The following is a 15,536-nucleotide window of genomic DNA, read 5'->3' as shown; positions in this document are numbered from 1 at the left end:
CGGCTACTGCCGGCCGTCCGGCTCCACCGCCGGTGCTGCGCCACGGCGACCCCGGCACCGCTCTCGACGGGGAGAGCGGTCACGTCGAGGGGTCCCGCCTACAGGTCCTCGTACAGCGGATAGTCCGCACAGAGCGCCTCCACCTGTTCGGAGACGCGGTCCAGCGTCGCCCCGTCGTCGTGGTCGTCGAGCACGTCACAGATGAGGTGGGCGACCTCGCTGACGGCGTCCTCGCCCATGCCGCGGGTGGTGAGCGCGGGCGTGCCCACGCGGATGCCCGAGGGGTCGAAGGGGGAGCGGGACTCGTCCGGCACCGTGTTGGCGTTCAGGACGAGGCCCGTCCCCTCCATGGCCTCCTCTGCGGTCCCACCGGAGAGGTCCGGGTGCGACTCGCGGAGGTCGACGAGGACGAGGTGGGTGTCGGTGCCGCCGGAGACGACCTTCAGGCCGTGGTCGGCGAACACCTCGGCCATCGCCTTCGCGTTGTCGACGACCTGTGCGGCGTACGCCTCGAAGTCGTCCGAGAGCGCCTCCTTGAAGCCGACGGCCTTGCCGGCGATGTTGTGCATCAGGGGGCCGCCCTGTCCGCCGGGGAAGACGGCGGGGTCGATGTCGCCGGCGTGCTCGTCGTCGGTCATGATGATGCCGCCCCGGCCGGCGCGGATGGTCTTGTGCGTCGAGCCGGTGACGAAGTCCGCGACGCCGACCGGCGACTGGTGCTCGCCGGCGGCGACGAGCCCAGTGATGTGGGCGATGTCGGCGAGATGGTAGGCGTCGACGGCGTCGGCCGCCGCCTGGACGCGCTCGAACTCGACCTCGCGCGGGTACGCGGAGTACCCCGAGACGACGATGTCGGGGTCGAACCGCTCGGCGTGCTCGCGGAGGTCGTCGTAGTCGATGTAGCCCGTCTCCGGGTTCACCTCGTACTGCTCGACCTCGTAGGTCTGCCCGGTGAAGTTGGCCGGGTGGCCGTGCGAGAGGTGGCCGCCGTGGTTGAGGTCCAGCGAGAGGATCTTGTCGCCGGGGTCCAGCATCGCGAGGTAGACGCCCATGTTGGCCTGCGTGCCCGAGTGGGGCTGGACGTTGACGTGCTCGGCGCCCCAGAGCTGCTTCGCGCGGTCGATGGCGAGGCGCTCGACCTCGTCGGCGTACTCGCAGCCGGCGTAGTAGCGCTCGCCGGGGTAGCCCTCGGCGTACTTGTTGGTGAGCGCGGAGCCCTGGGCCTCCAGCACGGCGGGGGAGACGTGGTTCTCGGAGGCGATCATCGCGAGGGTTTCGCGCTGGCGGTCCACCTCACCGGCGAGGGCGTCGGCCACTGCCGGGTCGGTCTCGCGGACGCGGTCGTACATACGAGAGCGTCGGGGATGGGTATGGAAGTAGCTTCCCGTCTCCGGCAATCCGGGCGGGTAACCCGGCCGGCGGGTAAAAAGGCCCGGGCCTGCTGGGCGGTAGTTCTTTGGTCGGGCACCCGAGATTCGCTCTACGGATGGTGTGGTGTTCCACATCGGGGGGGGAGATAGTCGCGCACGGCCGCGAGGGCTCCATCCGAGTCGCTGCGGCCGCGTGGCGGGGGACACCCACCGGTTCGTCCCCGTCACTCCCGCTCCCGGTCGATACACGGACCGGCGGACGGACCACACGCCTCACGCTCCCCGGCTCGGCCGTCTCGGTGCAGGCCCCGACGAGCGCCCGCACGGCCACCGGCGAGGTCAGGCTCGACGCCGACGAGGCGCTGGTCGCGAGCGGTGGCCCTGTCGAGACAGTGCTCCGCTTCGACGGCCCGGCGCGCGTGGAGCCGCCGACACTCACCGACGGGAGCGGCACGGGAGTCGGTCCCGCCGGCGGGGAGACGAGCGAACCAGGTGGCGGCGAGCCGTCAGGTCCCCGTGCCGGCACCGAGCCGGTCCCGCGGAGCACGGTCCGCTTCGACACCCCGACGGCCGTCACGGTCGGCTTCCGCGACCGAACCGCGAACCCGCCGATGGTGACGGTCCCTCCCACGCCGGCGGGTGCCGCGACGGCGCTCACACACGCCTCGTCCGCCCTCGAAACGCTCGGGCCCGAGCGTTCCCACCCCGACCGACGCGGCCACCCACCGCTCGTCGCGTTCGGCGAGCGGGACATCCCGGCCGCGGTCCAGCGGGCCACGCCCGAATCGGGAATCGAACTCCGGCTCCCACCGTCGCTGACGACCTGTGCGCTGGCGGCCCCGCTCGCGTTCTACCTCGGAGCGACGGTACGGGTCGACGAGGGGCGGTCGCGACCGCGACTCCGGGCCCCCGAGGCCGGAATCGACCGCGCGCTCCCGGTCGAGGACGGACCGTTCGCCGACGCGGTGGCCGACCTGCTCCGGCGGGTGTTCAATCTCGACTGCCTGGCCCGCGACCGGCCGGCGGAGCGACTGGCCGGGACGGGCCTGCTCGAACAGGTCGGACTCGACCCCGGGGCCGTGCGTGCCCGCTCGCCCGCCGAGCGGCTGGCAGCGTACCTCGAGACGCCCTTCGAGCGCATCGAAGCCGAACTCCCGGCCTGGCCGCTGGCGACGTACGTCGACGGCGGGACACGGACCGTCCGCTGTCTCCCCCACCTGCTCGACCGACTGAGCCTCGTCTACCCGGCCGCCGCGTCGGAACTCGACGGCAGTTCGCTCCTCCGGCGGGCCCTCGACGGGTTCTACCGGGGGCCGGGGACGGCCCTCGTCGACGGCACGACCGAACCGGCAGCGGTCCCGGCGGACGGCGACGGGGTGACGACCCGGTCGGCCGGCGACGTGGCGACCGCGGACCGGCTCGCCCCGGAGCTCCGGAACGCCCGGCTCCACGGCTGGCTCGCCGACGGGACCCCCATCGAGGCGTTCAAGACGACCCCCACCGCCTACCGGAACCGGCTGGCCGCCCAGTGCGACCGGGAGGGGCCGCTCGATATCGCCGTGGTCTGCAACGACACCGACATGACCGGCGAGCGAGCCGTCGCCGACATCTACCGCGACCGGGCGGCCGACCTGGAGGTCGACGTGACGGTCCACGGCTCGCTCGACCGGTACGCGCTGGCCGACCTCCTCCAGCAGCCGTGTGATTTCGTCCACTACATCGGCCACTGCGAGCGCGAGGGACTGCGATGCCGGAACGGCTACCTCGACGTGGCCGACCTGGAGACGGTCCGGGCGCGGACGTTCTTCCTGAACGCCTGTGGCTCGTACCAGCAGGGCCAGCGCCTCGTCGAGCGCGGGAGCGTCGCGGGCGCCGTGACGCTGACGACGGTGTTGGACCGGCACGCGGCGACCGTCGGGACGGCGTTCGCCCGCCTGCTCATCCGCGGGGTGGGCTTCGAGCGAGCCCTCTCGCTCGCCCGCCAGCAGATACTGATGGGTAGCGACTACGCCGTGGTCGGCGACGGCACGTACGCGCTGGCACCGGCGGCGTCGCCAGCGGTGCTGCACGTCTCCGAGGGCGAGAGCGAGGGCGAGGGCGGGTTCGAGGTGGGCCAGGAGGTCCTCTCGGCCGACGCCACCGGGCGGAGCCACCGCTCGCCGTTCGGCCGCTGTGACCGACTGGACGGCCGGCCGGCCAGGGTCGAACTGAGCCGGGAGGAGACGGTCGCCCTGCTCCGGGACCGCTCCCTCCCGGTGTGCTACGACGGTCGCCTCCACTGGTCGACCGACCTCGCCGCGGAGCTGACGGTCGGCGACACGTGACCACGGTCACGCTGACGGTCGGCGACCCAGGCAGGGTCGGGACGGCGATCGGCGACCCGGGCGGGACGAGCCGGGAGCCTTTTGTATTACTGGACCGAATAACCACCCGACACCGGGCAATCGTCCTCGATCGCCCGATGACCGCCGAACGCGCCCCGTCCGCGCTCGAGACGCCCAGTTCCTCACAGTTGGCCAATAAATTAATATATACTTCAGGTCATAGTTACACCAGCTATCATGGATGCTAATCTACTCGAGAACAGTATCGCCGAGGTACTCTCGGAAGCACTAGACAACGTCGACGAGTCGGTCTTCGTCGTGAATCCGGCCTCGGAGACCGTCGAAGAACTCGTCGACGTGCTCTCGACCGACGGTGGGCCGACGGTCCACCTCCTCGCCGACGAGGGCGTGCTGAAGGCCGTGCTGGACGACTTCATCGTCGCCAGTCGCGCCGCCGACCTCGTCGAGGCCGGACGCCTCGAGCTCCGGACGTACCAGAACGGCGACAACACGCTCCTCGTGACCCAGGACTCCGTCGCAGCACTCGTCGCCGGTGGCGGTCGGGTCGCCGCGCTCGCGACCGACGACGGGGAGTTCATCGAGGGTGCGTACGACGAGTACGCCGACGCGTGGGAGGCGGCCGAACCGTACAACCTCCGGACCCCCGCCATCTCCCGGGTCCGCGAGACGCTGCGTGAATCGCTCGGGCCGGACTCCGCCGACGACTTCGACGCCGTCCTCGCGACGCTGGAGACCGCCCGCGGCGACGGCGAGGGGCTGGACGAGGTGACGATCAGCCTGCTCGTGGCCGCGAGGAACCGCGAACTCCTCTACGACGTCAGCAAGTGGGGCGAGGACATCGGTATCGCCTCGAAGGCGACGTTCTCGCGGACGAAGACGAAACTCGAGGAGAACGACCTCATCGACACCGAGAAGGTGCCCATCGACGTCGGGCGACCGCGCCTCCGGCTCCTGCTGGGCGACGAGGAATTGCAGGACTCCGACATCGAGGAACTGGTCAGCGCCACGCATTCGGCGCTGGCCGCGGCCTGAATCGGAACCCAAGGGGAACGGAACGGGACGAACGGGGACGGGACGAACGGTGATTTCTCGTGGGGGCTACTGCTGATAGCGGCGCGTGTCGTCGCGGTCCGGGGGGCCACCGGCGCCGGCGGCGCCACCCGTCATCTCCTCGTAGGTCATCCCCGAGAGGTACTCGTCGTAGGTCACGTCGTACCCCGAGCGGAGGTGGAAGTCGATGTTCCCGGTCTCGACGGCCGACTGGAACAGCATGTGAACCCCACGCCGGACGAGTTCGTCCAGCTCGTCGGGGTCGTAGGCGGCCGCCAGGAGCGCCAGTTCGTTGCGCGTCTCACGGTCCAGCGACAGGTCCATCGCCTCGCCCAGTTCCGCGTACGTCGCCTCGATGTCGGCGGACAGCTCGTCCAGACTCATACCCCGACCGAGACCGGCGACGGGCTTGAGGGCTGTGCTGTCCGCGTGTGGGCGAAGCGACCCGACGGCGTCGCCCCACCCGACCCGGGAAAGTGGTCCATCCGACTGAACTCTCCAGTTACCCAGAATACTCGGAACTTATCCCGGATCCTTCTCGGTTATTCCACCGGTATCGGAGCTCATTCGTGCTGGAACGTGGCGTCGAAGAAGGCCACCTCCAGCTCCACCGACCGGCGGAACAGCCGGTCGACGCGCTGTGCTCGACGGGGGGACAGCGCCGGACCCACATCATCCAGCGCCTCGCGCAGCCACCCGACGAACTCGCGGAACGCGGGCACGGCGTGCAGGTCGATCCACTCGTCGAGGTAGAAGCGGTCGGGGCGAGGCTCCTCGGCCGCTGCGGTCGCCCACTCCAGATACACCCACTCGACGGGAACGAGGACGGCCAGCGACTCGGCGTAGCCCGCGCGGGCCGCGCGCCCGAGCAGATCCTCGAACGCGCGGGTGACGGCCCACAGGTCCGGGTCGGTCCGGTCGCCCTCGGGAACGTCCAGCGCGTCGAACGAGCGCCGGAAGAACTCATCCTCGTCGGTCCCCACCGTCGTGAGGAAGTCGGCCAGTTCCACGCGTGCCTCGACGGTCGGGGCGTGCCCCGCGGCGTGGCCGACCAGCGACGTGAGCGCGTCGACGAAGGCGTAGTCCTGGACGAGATAGCGACGGAAGACGGCGTCCGCGAGCGTGTCGTCCCCCAGTTCGGTGACGAACCGGTGTCCGGTGGCGTCGGTCCAGTCCGCGCCCGTCCGGGCGCGGAGCCACTCGGTGTAGCGGTCGGCCTCGTGCTCGGCGAAGTCGGCCGGAACCGTCGCTCCGGGGTCGTGGTCGCTCATACGCCCCACCCCTCGTCGCGGTACGCGGCGTCCCAGAAGCGGTACTCGTAGCGCGCCGACGTGTGGAACAGGTCCCGATAGCGCTCGCGAGTGCGCTCGGGCGCGCCCGCGGCGACCTCGTCGAGCAGTTCCCGGCACCAGTCCGCGAGGTCGGCGAACTCCTCGCTCGTGTACGTCCGTATCCACTCCGCGTAGCGCTCCTCGTCGGGGAGGCCATCGGCCGCGAGGCGCTCGGCTGTCTCGTTGAAGCCCCACATGCACGGGAGGAGCGCGGCGACGAGGTCGCCGAACGTCCCCAGCGCGGCGACCCGGACGAGGAAATCCGTGTACCCACGGGTCGTGGGCGAGGGGTCGGTGGCCTCCAGCTCGGCCTCGGAGATACCGAACTCGGCGGCGTACGACCGATGGAGGTCCATCTCCGTGTGGAGCGTCTCGTGGAGCAGTTCCGCGAACCGACCCATCCGGCCGAGGTCGGGGGCCTTCGCGGCACCGAGCGCGAACACGCGGTTGTACTCGACGAGGTAGACGTAGTCCTGCCGCACCCAGCGCCGGAACGGTTCGGGGGCGAGCGTCCCGTCGCCGATACCCGCGACCATCGGGTGCTCGACGATGCCGGTGACGACCTCGTCGTGGAGGGGTTCGAGTTCGTCCGTGAATCCCATGTCGCTCCTCCGTGACGAACCGACTTATCAGTTGATGGTATCAACTAGTTATACCCACGGCGGCCGCACCGCGCTCCCGGGTCGCAACACCCAACTCCGCCACCGAAACACCAGTCGGGATAACCCACCACATACACGAAATCCGGACGAATCGGACGTCATCCATACATTCTCAGGAAGTTGGAATCACCGTTCAGGATGATATGGATACCAGTCGTAGGTGTATCTGTAAGGTGACCACTGATGTCAACTAAGACCCCAACCCGAGAACTCGACACCGAGATATTCGGTCGTGAGGCGCACTTCGAATACAGCGAACACTGGCTCGGCTACGCACTGGTCTCGATGCGGGTCGTCATGGGCTGGGTCCTCCTCCAGGGCGGACTCACGAAGCTCATCACGTACCTCGACGCGAACCCGGAGAACAACTGGACCGCGTCGGGCTTCCTGCTCCACGCGATTCCGGAGGGCAACCCGCTGACCGGGTTCTTCGCGAGCATGGCCGGGATGCCGCTGGTCGACGGCCTCGTCATGTGGGGACTGACCCTCACCGGCCTCGGCCTCATCATCGGCGCGGCGGTGCGCTGGAACGCGTTCTGGGGCGCCGTCATGATGATGTTCTTCTGGGCGGCGAGCCTGACGGGCGGCATCATGGCCGGACTCCCCGTGGCCCACGGCTGGGTCGTCGACGACCACCTCGTCTACGCGGCCCTCCTGTTCGGCCTCGGCGCGGTCGGCGCGGGCCGCATCCTGGGCGTGGACGCCATCGTCGAGAAGATGGCGGTCGTCCAGAACAACCGCTGGCTCCGCCTGCTGCTGGGCTGAACCCACTCTTCTTTCGCGTGCTACTCGACAGCTAGCTCCGCGTCCGCCTCCTGCTCACTCCTCGCTCGCCGAGCGGTAGCCCTGGCGGACATCGTTCAGATAGGAGTTCGCGATGGCGGCGACGACGAGCAGGAGTCCGAGCCCCGTGAGCGCCATCCCGGCGGTGACGCCGACGAACTGGCCGGCGAGCCACGCCACCGCGAGGCAGACGACCGCCGCGACCAGGAGCCGACCGGTCGTGTGCATGGGTGGGGCTCCGATGGCCAGCCCTTTGAGGGTGGTGTCGCGGCGCCCCCTCCGGTGCGCGACGCCGACCACCCGGAACCGCCACCGGTAAAGTACCGCCCGCCCGGACTCCGGGTGATGACCGACGCCGGGCCCGGGCCCGAGGAACTGGCAGACGGCACCGCAGCGGGCGCTGCCCACGAGGACGGCGATGCACCTGCCCTCCCCGACGACACCGAGGCGGTCGAGCGGGTCCGCGAGGCGCTCGTCGCGTGGTACGAGGCCGACCATCGCTCCTTCCCGTGGCGCGAGACCGAGGACCCCTACGAGATCCTGGTCTCGGAGGTGATGAGCCAGCAGACACAGCTCGACCGCGTGGTCGAAGCCTGGCACGACTTCCTCGACGAGTGGCCCACCGTCGAGGCACTGGCCGACGCCGACCGTGGGGACGTGGTCGGGTTCTGGACCGACCACTCGCTGGGCTACAACAACCGCGCGAAGTACCTCCACGAGGCCGCCCGACAGGTCGTGGCGGGTGAGGTGGATGGCGTCGATGCGGGCGAGTTCCCTCGGACGCCGGAGGGACTGCAGGAGCTGATGGGCGTCGGCCCGTACACCGCGAACGCGGTCGCATCGTTCGCGTTCAACGAGGGGGATGCGGTGGTCGATACGAACGTCAAACGGGTGCTGCATCGGGCGTTCGATACCCCGGATGAGGACGACGCCTTCGAGCGTGTCGCTCGCTTCCTGATGCCCGCTACCGAGTCCCGCGTCTGGAACAACGCCATCATGGAACTCGGTGGAGTCGCCTGCGGGAAGACCCCGAACTGTGACGAAGCGGACTGCCCCTGGCGGGAGTGGTGCCACGCCTACGCGACCAACGACTTCACCGCGCCGGACGTGCCCACCCAGCCCGACTTCGAGGGGAGTCGGCGACAGATGCGGGGCCGGGTCGTGCGTGCGCTCTCGAGCCACGGGGAACTCGGGCTCGACGACCTCGGGCCGCGCGTCCGGGTCGACTACACGCCCGACGGGGAGTACGGCCGCGAGTGGCTCCGGGACCTGGTCGAGGACCTCGCCGACGACGGGCTGGTCGCCGTGGCCGACGCCGACGAGGGGGTCGTCGTGGAACTCCGGCGCTGAACTGTCGAGGAGCGCGTCGCTGCGAGGGGCTACTCCGCTACCTGCCCATCACTCGTCGGTGCCGGTGCCGCCGTCGGCGTCCGGCAACAGCCCTCGCCGGCGCTTCGCGCGGCGCCGGTACTCCCCGTTGGGGTCCTCGGGACTGAACGGCGCGGGCGCGCTGTTGACCGCCTCGGCGCCGCACTCGGGGCACTCGTCGCCGAGCGTGTACACCGGCCGGTCGTGGGCCTCGCGCCAGTCGGAACAGACGTGGATGTCGGATTTCATGGGAATCGGGCAGATTATCGACCGCCGGTCGTGATTGTCGAGCTATCTCTCCACCCCACCACTTATGCGCCGTTATTCGTCGTCAGTACGGCGCTCGCGGTGGAACTCCCCGGTGCCACCGGCGCCCTCGATGGCCTCGCGGGCGCGACTCGCGGCCTCCTCGAGCTGGCTCTCGGCGGTCTTGTAGTTGGGCGCCTGCACGCGGATGCGGTACTCGGGCGCGCCGACGTACGTGACCTCGAGGTCGATCTCGTCGGGAACCTCGCCGTTGCCCTCCGCGGCCTCCAGGGCCTGCCGGACGGTCTCGACGCCGTCCGGGCCGGGCGCACGCAGGTCGACGTAGCCCGTCACCTGCACGTACGGGACCGAGACGTTCTCGCGGGCGGTCTCGACGATAGCGTCGGCGTCCTCGTCGGAGAGGTCCGTGGACTCCAGTGCCTCGTGGCCGTGGATGGCAGCCTGCTCGAAGCCGTCGTACAGCGACCCGAACTCGGCGAACAGTGCGTTCGCGACGGTGCTGTACTGCTCGTCGCTCATGTCCTCGCCGAAGGCGAGCTCCATCCACTTCTCGGCCTTCTGCTCGGACTTCCACTCCTGGATCTTGTCCGAGCGCTGGTGGTCGTTGACGTCCTTGATGGAGAGGTCGATCTGCTGGGCGTCCTCGTCGACCTCGAGCACCTTGCAGACGACGCGCTCGTCGACGCCGACGTGGTCACGGACGTTCTTGATCCAGCCGGAGGCGACCTCGCTGACGTGGACCAGTCCGCGCTTGTCCTCGTACTCCTCGAGGTCGACGAACACGCCGAAATCCTCGATCTCGTCGACCCGGCCGACGACGAGTTCCCCGGGGTCGGGATAGCCGCTGAATTTCATACGCGACGCTAGCCCGCTGGCGGGGATAAACCCACCGAGAATCGCGACCGCCCATCTCGGGGCCGAGTGGGCCGTCCGCGGGGCACGAGACAGCGGCCACGGCGCTGGTCAGGCTAGCGGTTGAGCGAGAGGAAGACGAACCCGACCATGACCGCCATCCCCACACTGGCGAGGATGAACGCGACACCGTCCGAGAGTCCGCTCTGCCGCAACGAGACGACGGCGGTGAGCGTCACCGCGACCGCGACGGCGGTCGCACCGACCCAGAACGCGCCCTTGCGGGCGGCTCCCTTCCACCGGGGCTCGTTCTCGCGCTCGTAGTCCTCGAGCAGGGTGTGCTCCCCGTCCTCGGCGCTGGCCGGCGCGTTGATGACCTCGTCCGGGAGGTCACCCGGGTCAGGGTCGGAATCGGGGCTGGGGGCACCCTCCGCGACGGGCTCTGCCGACTCGTCCGGTGACGCAGCCGGCTCATCGGGGTCGTTCTGGGGGGCGCTCGACCCGTCAGGGGCTGTTTCGACCCCGTTGATGGCCGCCTCGACGTCCTCGTCGGTCGCCTCGGGGTCGACGGTGTCCTCGGACTGCCCCTCGGACGACTCGTCCATACCACCCTCTCGCCCCGGTGGGGGAAAAACCGTTGCGGAGAGCCAGGGCGATTCGCGCCCCGAGTCCCGGCGCCGGCCGATAACTGCTGGCGCCTCGGGGCAACGTTTACGGTCGCGTCGGGAGTGGTATCACCCGCTATGGCAGATATCGAGTCCACCACGACGAACGACTCCGGTTTTCACAGTCTGAGTATCGTCGGCGAGTTCGAGCTGAGCATCGACGCCACGACCGAGGACGGGCCCTCCCCCAACGAGGTGCTGGTGGCGAACTACGCCTCCTGTTATACCTTCGCGTTCCGCGCCGGCGCCCAGCGTAACGACTACGACGACCTCGGCAAGATCCAGACGGATGCCTCCGCCGACCTCGACGACGACGACGACCTCGAGTCTATCAGCTTCGACATGCACGTCGAGGCCGACCTCGACGACGACGAGCAGGACGAGCTGAAGGAGCTCGCCGACGACATCTGCCACGTCCACGCCGCCCTCCGTGAGGGACTCCACGCCGACGTCAGCATCCACCCCGGCGCCGACCTGTAACGGGGCCGAACGCCGTTCTCCGCCTGCATCCCGCTTCGCAAGTTCTATTGCCGGCTGTCGGCTACCGGTGGGCATGGACCTGCGCGTCATCGAGAACGAGGAGACCGAACTCTCCATCGAGATCGCCGGCGAGGACCACACCTTCATGAACGTCCTCAAGGAGGCCCTGCTGGAGACGGAGGGCGTCGCCGCGGCGACCTACGACATGAATCCCGAGCAGTCCGGTGGTCAGACCGACCCCATCCTCACCATCAAGACGGAGGACGGCACGGCGCCGCTGGACGCGCTGGAGGCCGCCGCCCAGAACGTCAGAGACAAGACGACGACCTTCCGCGACGCGTTCGAGTCCGCTGCCGCGTAACACGCTCTGAATTCCTACGCGGATTCCTGCCAGTCGTCTCCGTCGGCCGTCCAGTGACGCCGATTCTCTCCCCGCGACTGCGGAGCGGAAGTGAAGCCAGCAGCATCGTGCTCCGCCTGTCCGGTCGGTACGGGACATCTGTTGCCGTTCCGGTCGCCAGCTGGAGTCGAAACACGGGGCAGCCCTTAGAGCCGGACCGGGACCCCGCGCTCGTCGAGATAACGTTTGACCTCGTCGATGGAGAACTCGTCGAAGTGGAAGATGCTGGCCGCGAGCGCCGCGTCGGCGCCGGCCTCGGTGAACACCTCGTAGGCGTCCTCCGGGCCGCCACAGCCCGAGGAGGCGATGACGGGGGTCGAGACGGCGTCACAGACCGCCCGCGTCAACGGGATGTCGTAGCCGTCCTTCGTCCCGTCGGCGTCGATGGAGTTGACGAACAGCTCGCCCGCACCGCGCTCCTCGGCCTCCTGGGCCCACGAGACCACGTCGGTGCCGGTGCCCTCGCGGCCGCCCTTGACGGTACACTCGAACCAGCAGGACTCCCCGTCGACCTGTTCGTAGTGCTCGCCCGCCTCGTCGTAGCGCCGGCGGGCGTCCACGCTGATGACGATGGCCTGACTCCCCACCGAATCGGCGCCCTCGGTGATGAGTTCGGGCCGCTCGAGCGCGCCCGTGTTGATGGAGACCTTGTCGGCACCCGCGCGGAGCGTCTCGACGATATCGGCCTTCGTTCGGATGCCGCCACCCACCGTGAGCGGGATGAACACCTCGTCCGCGACGGCGGAGACGGTGTCAAGCATCGTCTCGCGGCCGTCGGCCGAGGCGGTGATGTCGAGGAAGACGAACTCGTCGGCGCCCGCGCGATTGTACGCCCGGGCCATCTCCACCGGGTCGCCCGTGTACTGCAGGTCCTCGAAGTTGACCCCCGTGTACACCTTCGCGTCGCCGTTCTCGTCCAGGTCGACGTCGATGCAGGGGATGATGCGTTTGGTGAGGGTCATCGACTCGTATCCGAAGGGAGTCGGCGGGCGGCTTTGACGGTGACGGTTCGGGCGATTCGTCGCGCACCCGACCGGCGGCCGGTCGGCGCTGTCGACAGGGGAAACCTTATGCGCCGGAGCCGTGGCATCTGCTGACATGGGGGGTGATGCACGAAACCGATTCGGCGGCAGGACGACCCGTCTCGGAATCGCGGTGGCGACCGCGACGCTGGTGCTCATCGCGGGCTGTACGGGCATCCCGTCACCGGGGGCGAACGACGGCGCGACGGCGACGGCCACACCGTCACCGACAGTGACCGCGACAGCCACACCATCGCCGACAGCGACCGCGACTGCAACAACCACGCCGTCACCGACTGCAACCGCGGGCGGCGCCGGTGCCGAAACGCCGACGCGGACACGGCAACCGACACCCACGTCCACACGAACGCCCACGCCCACACCAACAGCCACGGTAACGGCGACTCCGACACCGCGCTCGCCCGAGACACGGACGGCGACGACGGAGCCGAGCGGAACCCCGACGCCGCGCGATGCCGACGCGGACGGGTACACGGCCGAGGAGGACTGCAACGACACCGACGAAACGGTCCACCCCGGCGCCGAGGAGGTCCGCGACGGGAAGGATAACGACTGCGACGGGGAGATCGACGAGGGCACCACACCAACACCCACAGCGACACCGCGGGACGCCGATGACGACGGATACACGGCCGAGGAAGACTGCAACGACACCGACGAAACGGTGTATCCGGGGGCGCCCGAGCGGCGTGACGGGAAGGACAACGACTGCGACGGACAGGTCGACGAGGGGACGACTCCAACGCCGACACCCTGACCGGGAATCCTGCCCGGTCCGCCGGGGCGCCGATGTCGTGAAGCGACCCCGGTACACCCTTCAACCCGCCCGGACCTACCGGTAACCAATGAGTACGGAGGTCGAGACCGACGGGCCCGACCGTGACCCCGCAGACATCAGCAAGCGCGAGGCGTGGGTGATGGCGGCCCGGCCACAGACCCTCCCGGCGGGCGCCGCACCCGTCATCGTCGGGACGGGTCTCGCGCTCCGCCTGGGCGAGTTCGCCGCGCTGCCCGCGCTCGGCGCGCTCGTGGGGGCCCTGCTCCTGCAGATCGGGACCAACTTCGCGAACGACTACTACGACGCGGTGAAGGGCGCCGACACCGAGGAGCGCGAGGGGTTCACCCGCGTCACCGCGGGCGGGCTCATCCCCGCCGCACAGGTCAAACGTGCGATGTACGCGACGTTCGGCCTCGCAATCCTCCTCGGGACGTACCTCGTCTACGTCGGCGGCCCGGTCATCGTCGTCGTCGGCCTCTCCTCGGTCGCGGCGGGCATCCTCTACACCGGCGGGCCGTACCCGTACGGCTACCGGGGGCTGGGCGAGTTCTTCGTCTTCCTGTACTTCGGCCTCGTCGCCGTCACCGGCACCTACTACGTGCAGGCGGTCGCCAGCGTCGCCGGCATCCCGCCGTTCGACGCGCCGCTGTCGGTCGTGCCGCTCGCCGCCGTGGTCGCCGCGCTCCCGGCCGCGGGCCTTTCGTCCGCGATCCTCGTCATCAACAACGTCCGCGACCGCGAGACGGACGCCGAGGCCGGCAAGCAGACGCTGACCGTCCTGCTGGGCTACCGTTTCTCCCGCGTCGAGTTCTGCGCGCTCGTTGGGATGGCCTACGCGGTCCCCGCGGTGTTCGCGGCCACCGGCTGGGGGCTGTGGACGCTGCTCCCGCTGGCGACGCTCTCCGGTGCCCTCGACATCGGCGAGACGCTGCTCGAACGCACGGACGGCGCGGCGCTCAACCCCGCGCTGGAGAAGACCGGGAAGCTGCTGGCCGCGCACTCGGTGCTGTTCGCCGTGGGGCTGGTCCTGCCGCGCTTCGTATGAACGTCGAACCGTTCGCGCTGGCGCTCTCGCGGCCGCTCGCCACTGCTCGCGGCGAGATATCCGAGCGCGAGGGGTTCGTGGTCCGCGTCTCCGTCGACGGGACGACCGGCGTGGGCGAGGCCGCGCCGCTGCCGGACTGGACGGAGTCACTCGCGGAATGTGAGGCAGCACTCGAAGCGGTCGGCGCTGGCGACGAGCCACCGACTCCGGACCACGACGCGCTCGCCGGCGCGCCGGCGGCCCGCCACGCGGTCGCGAGCGCGGTGCTTGACGCGAGAGCGCGGGCGGCGGGCGAACCGCTGGCCCGGACCCTGGCCGACGAGGTGGGCGAGGGGTCTACGCCCGCGGCGTCCGTGCCGGTGAACGCCACCGTCGGTGACGGCGACCCCGAGGCGACGACCGACGCGGTCGCAGCGGCCGTCGTCGACGGCTTCGGAACGGTGAAGCTGAAGGTCGGGGCGCGGTCCGTCGCGGCCGACATCGAGCGCGTCGCGGCCGTCCGGGACCGCTGTCCGGATGTCACCCTCCGGGCGGACGCCAACGGCGCGTGGGACCCGTCGACGGCCGAGCGCGCGCTCACGGCGTTCGCCGACCACGGCGTGGCCTACGTCGAGCAGCCACTCGCGGCCGACCCGACCCCGGAGTCGGGCACGCGACGCGACCTGCAGGCACACGCCGAGCTCCGGGGGCTGGGTGTCGGCATCGCGCTCGATGAGTCACTGGCAATCGGCGAGTCGCCCGTCACGGCGGCACTGGACGCGGACGCGGCGGACGTACTCGTGCTGAAGCCGATGGCACTCGGCGGCCCCGACCGCGCCGTGGCCGCCGCTCGCGCGGCACGTGAGGCCGGTGTCGAACCGGTCCTCACGACGACCATCGACGGGGCGCTGGCGCGCGCGACCGCCGTCCACGCGGCCGCCGCAGTACCGGACGTGGCGGCCTGCGGCCTCGCGACGGGCGATCGGCTGGAGCGCGACCTGCTCGATATCGACCCGGTCCCAGTCTCCGACGGGCGGGTGCGGGTCCCGGACGGCCCCGGCGTGACGGGGACGACGCGATGGCACCAGGGAGGAACCGACCGGGTGTGAGATTGCGGA

The 15,536-nt window shown here is 70.0% G+C and carries 18 protein-coding genes; 9 read left to right on the top strand and 9 right to left on the bottom strand.

Annotated elements, in window-relative coordinates:
* Window positions 1-98: 98 nt before the first annotated feature.
* Window positions 99-1,349, bottom strand: coding sequence for a serine hydroxymethyltransferase (gene glyA / locus NL114_RS14465; RefSeq protein ID WP_254821626.1), 1,251 nt, complete (start codon window positions 1,347-1,349; stop codon window positions 99-101).
* Window positions 1,350-1,669: 320 nt separating this feature from the next.
* Between glyA and NL114_RS14460 the strand changes: the two genes are divergently transcribed.
* Complete coding sequence (locus NL114_RS14460) at window positions 1,670-3,694, top strand: hypothetical protein (protein ID WP_254821625.1); 2,025 nt, start codon at window positions 1,670-1,672, stop codon at window positions 3,692-3,694.
* 237 nt (window positions 3,695-3,931) lie between these two features.
* Window positions 3,932-4,747: a transcriptional regulator TbsP gene (gene tbsP, locus NL114_RS14455; protein ID WP_254821624.1), complete on the top strand. Its 816-nt coding sequence runs from the start codon at window positions 3,932-3,934 to the stop codon at window positions 4,745-4,747.
* 66 nt (window positions 4,748-4,813) lie between these two features.
* On the opposite strand, the gene NL114_RS14450 is transcribed toward tbsP, so the two are convergent.
* The 3 genes from NL114_RS14450 to tenA all read right to left on the bottom strand — a co-directional run bounded on the left by NL114_RS14450 (window position 4,814) and on the right by tenA (window position 6,698).
* Window positions 4,814-5,149 (bottom strand): ribbon-helix-helix protein, encoded by a 336-nt coding sequence (locus NL114_RS14450; protein WP_254821623.1) that lies wholly within the window; start codon window positions 5,147-5,149, stop codon window positions 4,814-4,816.
* 179 nt (window positions 5,150-5,328) lie between these two features.
* A complete protein-coding gene (locus tag NL114_RS14445; RefSeq protein WP_254821622.1) occupies window positions 5,329-6,036 on the bottom strand; it encodes a TenA family protein in 708 nt (235 codons plus the stop codon).
* Entirely contained in the window at window positions 6,033-6,698 is a 666-nt protein-coding gene (gene tenA / locus NL114_RS14440; RefSeq protein ID WP_254821621.1) for a thiaminase II, read from the bottom strand. The genes NL114_RS14445 and tenA overlap by 4 nt, the downstream gene beginning before the upstream one ends.
* 243 nt (window positions 6,699-6,941) lie before the next feature.
* On the opposite strand from tenA, the gene NL114_RS14435 reads away from it, so the two are divergent.
* The gene (locus NL114_RS14435) at window positions 6,942-7,523 is read left to right on the top strand and encodes a DoxX family membrane protein (RefSeq protein WP_254821620.1); all 582 of its coding nucleotides are present in this window, start codon (window positions 6,942-6,944) and stop codon (window positions 7,521-7,523) included.
* Window positions 7,524-7,577: 54 nt separating this feature from the next.
* Here NL114_RS14435 and NL114_RS14430 read toward each other — a convergent pair whose 3' ends face one another.
* Complete coding sequence (locus NL114_RS14430; protein ID WP_254821619.1) at window positions 7,578-7,769, bottom strand: hypothetical protein; 192 nt, start codon at window positions 7,767-7,769, stop codon at window positions 7,578-7,580.
* A gap of 117 nt (window positions 7,770-7,886) precedes the next feature.
* Between NL114_RS14430 and NL114_RS14425 the strand changes: the two genes are divergently transcribed.
* Complete coding sequence (locus NL114_RS14425; RefSeq protein ID WP_254821618.1) at window positions 7,887-8,891, top strand: HhH-GPD family protein; 1,005 nt, start codon at window positions 7,887-7,889, stop codon at window positions 8,889-8,891.
* A gap of 48 nt (window positions 8,892-8,939) precedes the next feature.
* Here the strand turns inward: NL114_RS14425 and NL114_RS14420 are convergent, their stop codons facing one another.
* From NL114_RS14420 to NL114_RS14410, 3 genes are all read right to left on the bottom strand, one after another.
* On the bottom strand, window positions 8,940-9,158 hold the full coding sequence (locus NL114_RS14420) for an RNA-protein complex protein Nop10 (RefSeq protein WP_254821617.1): 219 nt from the start codon (window positions 9,156-9,158) through the stop codon (window positions 8,940-8,942).
* Between the two features lie 72 nt (window positions 9,159-9,230).
* Window positions 9,231-10,031 (bottom strand): translation initiation factor IF-2 subunit alpha, encoded by an 801-nt coding sequence (locus NL114_RS14415; protein WP_254821616.1) that lies wholly within the window; start codon window positions 10,029-10,031, stop codon window positions 9,231-9,233.
* 113 nt (window positions 10,032-10,144) lie between these two features.
* Window positions 10,145-10,633, bottom strand: a complete 489-nt coding sequence (locus NL114_RS14410) for a hypothetical protein (protein ID WP_254821615.1) — start codon at window positions 10,631-10,633, stop codon at window positions 10,145-10,147.
* A 138-nt stretch (window positions 10,634-10,771) separates the two neighbouring features.
* Here NL114_RS14410 and NL114_RS14405 point away from each other — a divergent pair, with 138 nt between their 5' ends.
* Window positions 10,772-11,173 carry an OsmC family protein gene (locus NL114_RS14405; protein WP_254821614.1) on the top strand — a complete coding sequence of 134 codons (402 nt, stop codon included), beginning with the start codon at window positions 10,772-10,774 and terminating at the stop codon, window positions 11,171-11,173.
* 73 nt (window positions 11,174-11,246) lie between these two features.
* Window positions 11,247-11,534 carry a DNA-directed RNA polymerase subunit L gene (locus tag NL114_RS14400; protein ID WP_254821613.1) on the top strand — a complete coding sequence of 96 codons (288 nt, stop codon included), beginning with the start codon at window positions 11,247-11,249 and terminating at the stop codon, window positions 11,532-11,534.
* Between the two features lie 185 nt (window positions 11,535-11,719).
* Here NL114_RS14400 and hisF read toward each other — a convergent pair whose 3' ends face one another.
* Window positions 11,720-12,535 (bottom strand): imidazole glycerol phosphate synthase subunit HisF, encoded by an 816-nt coding sequence (gene hisF, locus NL114_RS14395; RefSeq protein WP_254821612.1) that lies wholly within the window; start codon window positions 12,533-12,535, stop codon window positions 11,720-11,722.
* A 136-nt stretch (window positions 12,536-12,671) separates the two neighbouring features.
* Between hisF and NL114_RS14390 the strand changes: the two genes are divergently transcribed.
* The 3 genes from NL114_RS14390 to NL114_RS14380 all read left to right on the top strand — a co-directional run bounded on the left by NL114_RS14390 (window position 12,672) and on the right by NL114_RS14380 (window position 15,527).
* Window positions 12,672-13,373 carry a putative metal-binding motif-containing protein gene (locus NL114_RS14390; RefSeq protein WP_254821611.1) on the top strand — a complete coding sequence of 234 codons (702 nt, stop codon included), beginning with the start codon at window positions 12,672-12,674 and terminating at the stop codon, window positions 13,371-13,373.
* Between the two features lie 88 nt (window positions 13,374-13,461).
* Window positions 13,462-14,439 carry a 1,4-dihydroxy-2-naphthoate polyprenyltransferase gene (locus tag NL114_RS14385; protein ID WP_254821610.1) on the top strand — a complete coding sequence of 326 codons (978 nt, stop codon included), beginning with the start codon at window positions 13,462-13,464 and terminating at the stop codon, window positions 14,437-14,439.
* Window positions 14,436-15,527 (top strand): mandelate racemase/muconate lactonizing enzyme family protein, encoded by a 1,092-nt coding sequence (locus tag NL114_RS14380; RefSeq protein WP_254821609.1) that lies wholly within the window; start codon window positions 14,436-14,438, stop codon window positions 15,525-15,527. Before NL114_RS14385 ends, NL114_RS14380 begins: the two co-directional genes overlap by 4 nt.
* The last annotated feature ends 9 nt before the right edge of the window (window positions 15,528-15,536 follow it).

Origin of the sequence: Haloglomus halophilum, assembly GCF_024298885.1 — an archaeon.
Taxonomy (GTDB): Archaea; Halobacteriota; Halobacteria; order Halobacteriales; family Haloarculaceae; genus Haloglomus; species Haloglomus halophilum.
Note: the sequence above shows the minus strand (reverse complement) of the source record. Positions and strands in the feature narration are given on the sequence as shown.

Bases quoted from the DNA above. Each gene is read 5' to 3' on its own strand.
- NL114_RS14400 (WP_254821613.1), top strand. From the start codon at position 11,247: ATGGACCTGCGCGTCATCGAGAACGAGGAGACCGAACTCTCCATCGAG.
- NL114_RS14385 (WP_254821610.1), top strand. From the start codon at position 13,462: ATGAGTACGGAGGTCGAGACCGACGGGCCCGACCGTGACCCCGCAGAC.
- NL114_RS14420 (WP_254821617.1), bottom strand. From the start codon at position 9,158: ATGAAATCCGACATCCACGTCTGTTCCGACTGGCGCGAGGCCCACGAC.
- NL114_RS14445 (WP_254821622.1), bottom strand. From the start codon at position 6,036: ATGAGCGACCACGACCCCGGAGCGACGGTTCCGGCCGACTTCGCCGAG.
- NL114_RS14390 (WP_254821611.1), top strand. From the start codon at position 12,672: ATGGGGGGTGATGCACGAAACCGATTCGGCGGCAGGACGACCCGTCTC.
- tbsP (WP_254821624.1), top strand. From the start codon at position 3,932: ATGGATGCTAATCTACTCGAGAACAGTATCGCCGAGGTACTCTCGGAA.
- NL114_RS14430 (WP_254821619.1), bottom strand. From the start codon at position 7,769: ATGCACACGACCGGTCGGCTCCTGGTCGCGGCGGTCGTCTGCCTCGCG.
- NL114_RS14405 (WP_254821614.1), top strand. From the start codon at position 10,772: ATGGCAGATATCGAGTCCACCACGACGAACGACTCCGGTTTTCACAGT.
- NL114_RS14380 (WP_254821609.1), top strand. From the start codon at position 14,436: ATGAACGTCGAACCGTTCGCGCTGGCGCTCTCGCGGCCGCTCGCCACT.
- glyA (WP_254821626.1), bottom strand. From the start codon at position 1,349: ATGTACGACCGCGTCCGCGAGACCGACCCGGCAGTGGCCGACGCCCTC.
- NL114_RS14410 (WP_254821615.1), bottom strand. From the start codon at position 10,633: ATGGACGAGTCGTCCGAGGGGCAGTCCGAGGACACCGTCGACCCCGAG.
- tenA (WP_254821621.1), bottom strand. From the start codon at position 6,698: ATGGGATTCACGGACGAACTCGAACCCCTCCACGACGAGGTCGTCACC.
- NL114_RS14435 (WP_254821620.1), top strand. From the start codon at position 6,942: ATGTCAACTAAGACCCCAACCCGAGAACTCGACACCGAGATATTCGGT.
- NL114_RS14450 (WP_254821623.1), bottom strand. From the start codon at position 5,149: ATGAGTCTGGACGAGCTGTCCGCCGACATCGAGGCGACGTACGCGGAA.
- NL114_RS14425 (WP_254821618.1), top strand. From the start codon at position 7,887: ATGACCGACGCCGGGCCCGGGCCCGAGGAACTGGCAGACGGCACCGCA.
- hisF (WP_254821612.1), bottom strand. From the start codon at position 12,535: ATGACCCTCACCAAACGCATCATCCCCTGCATCGACGTCGACCTGGAC.
- NL114_RS14415 (WP_254821616.1), bottom strand. From the start codon at position 10,031: ATGAAATTCAGCGGCTATCCCGACCCCGGGGAACTCGTCGTCGGCCGG.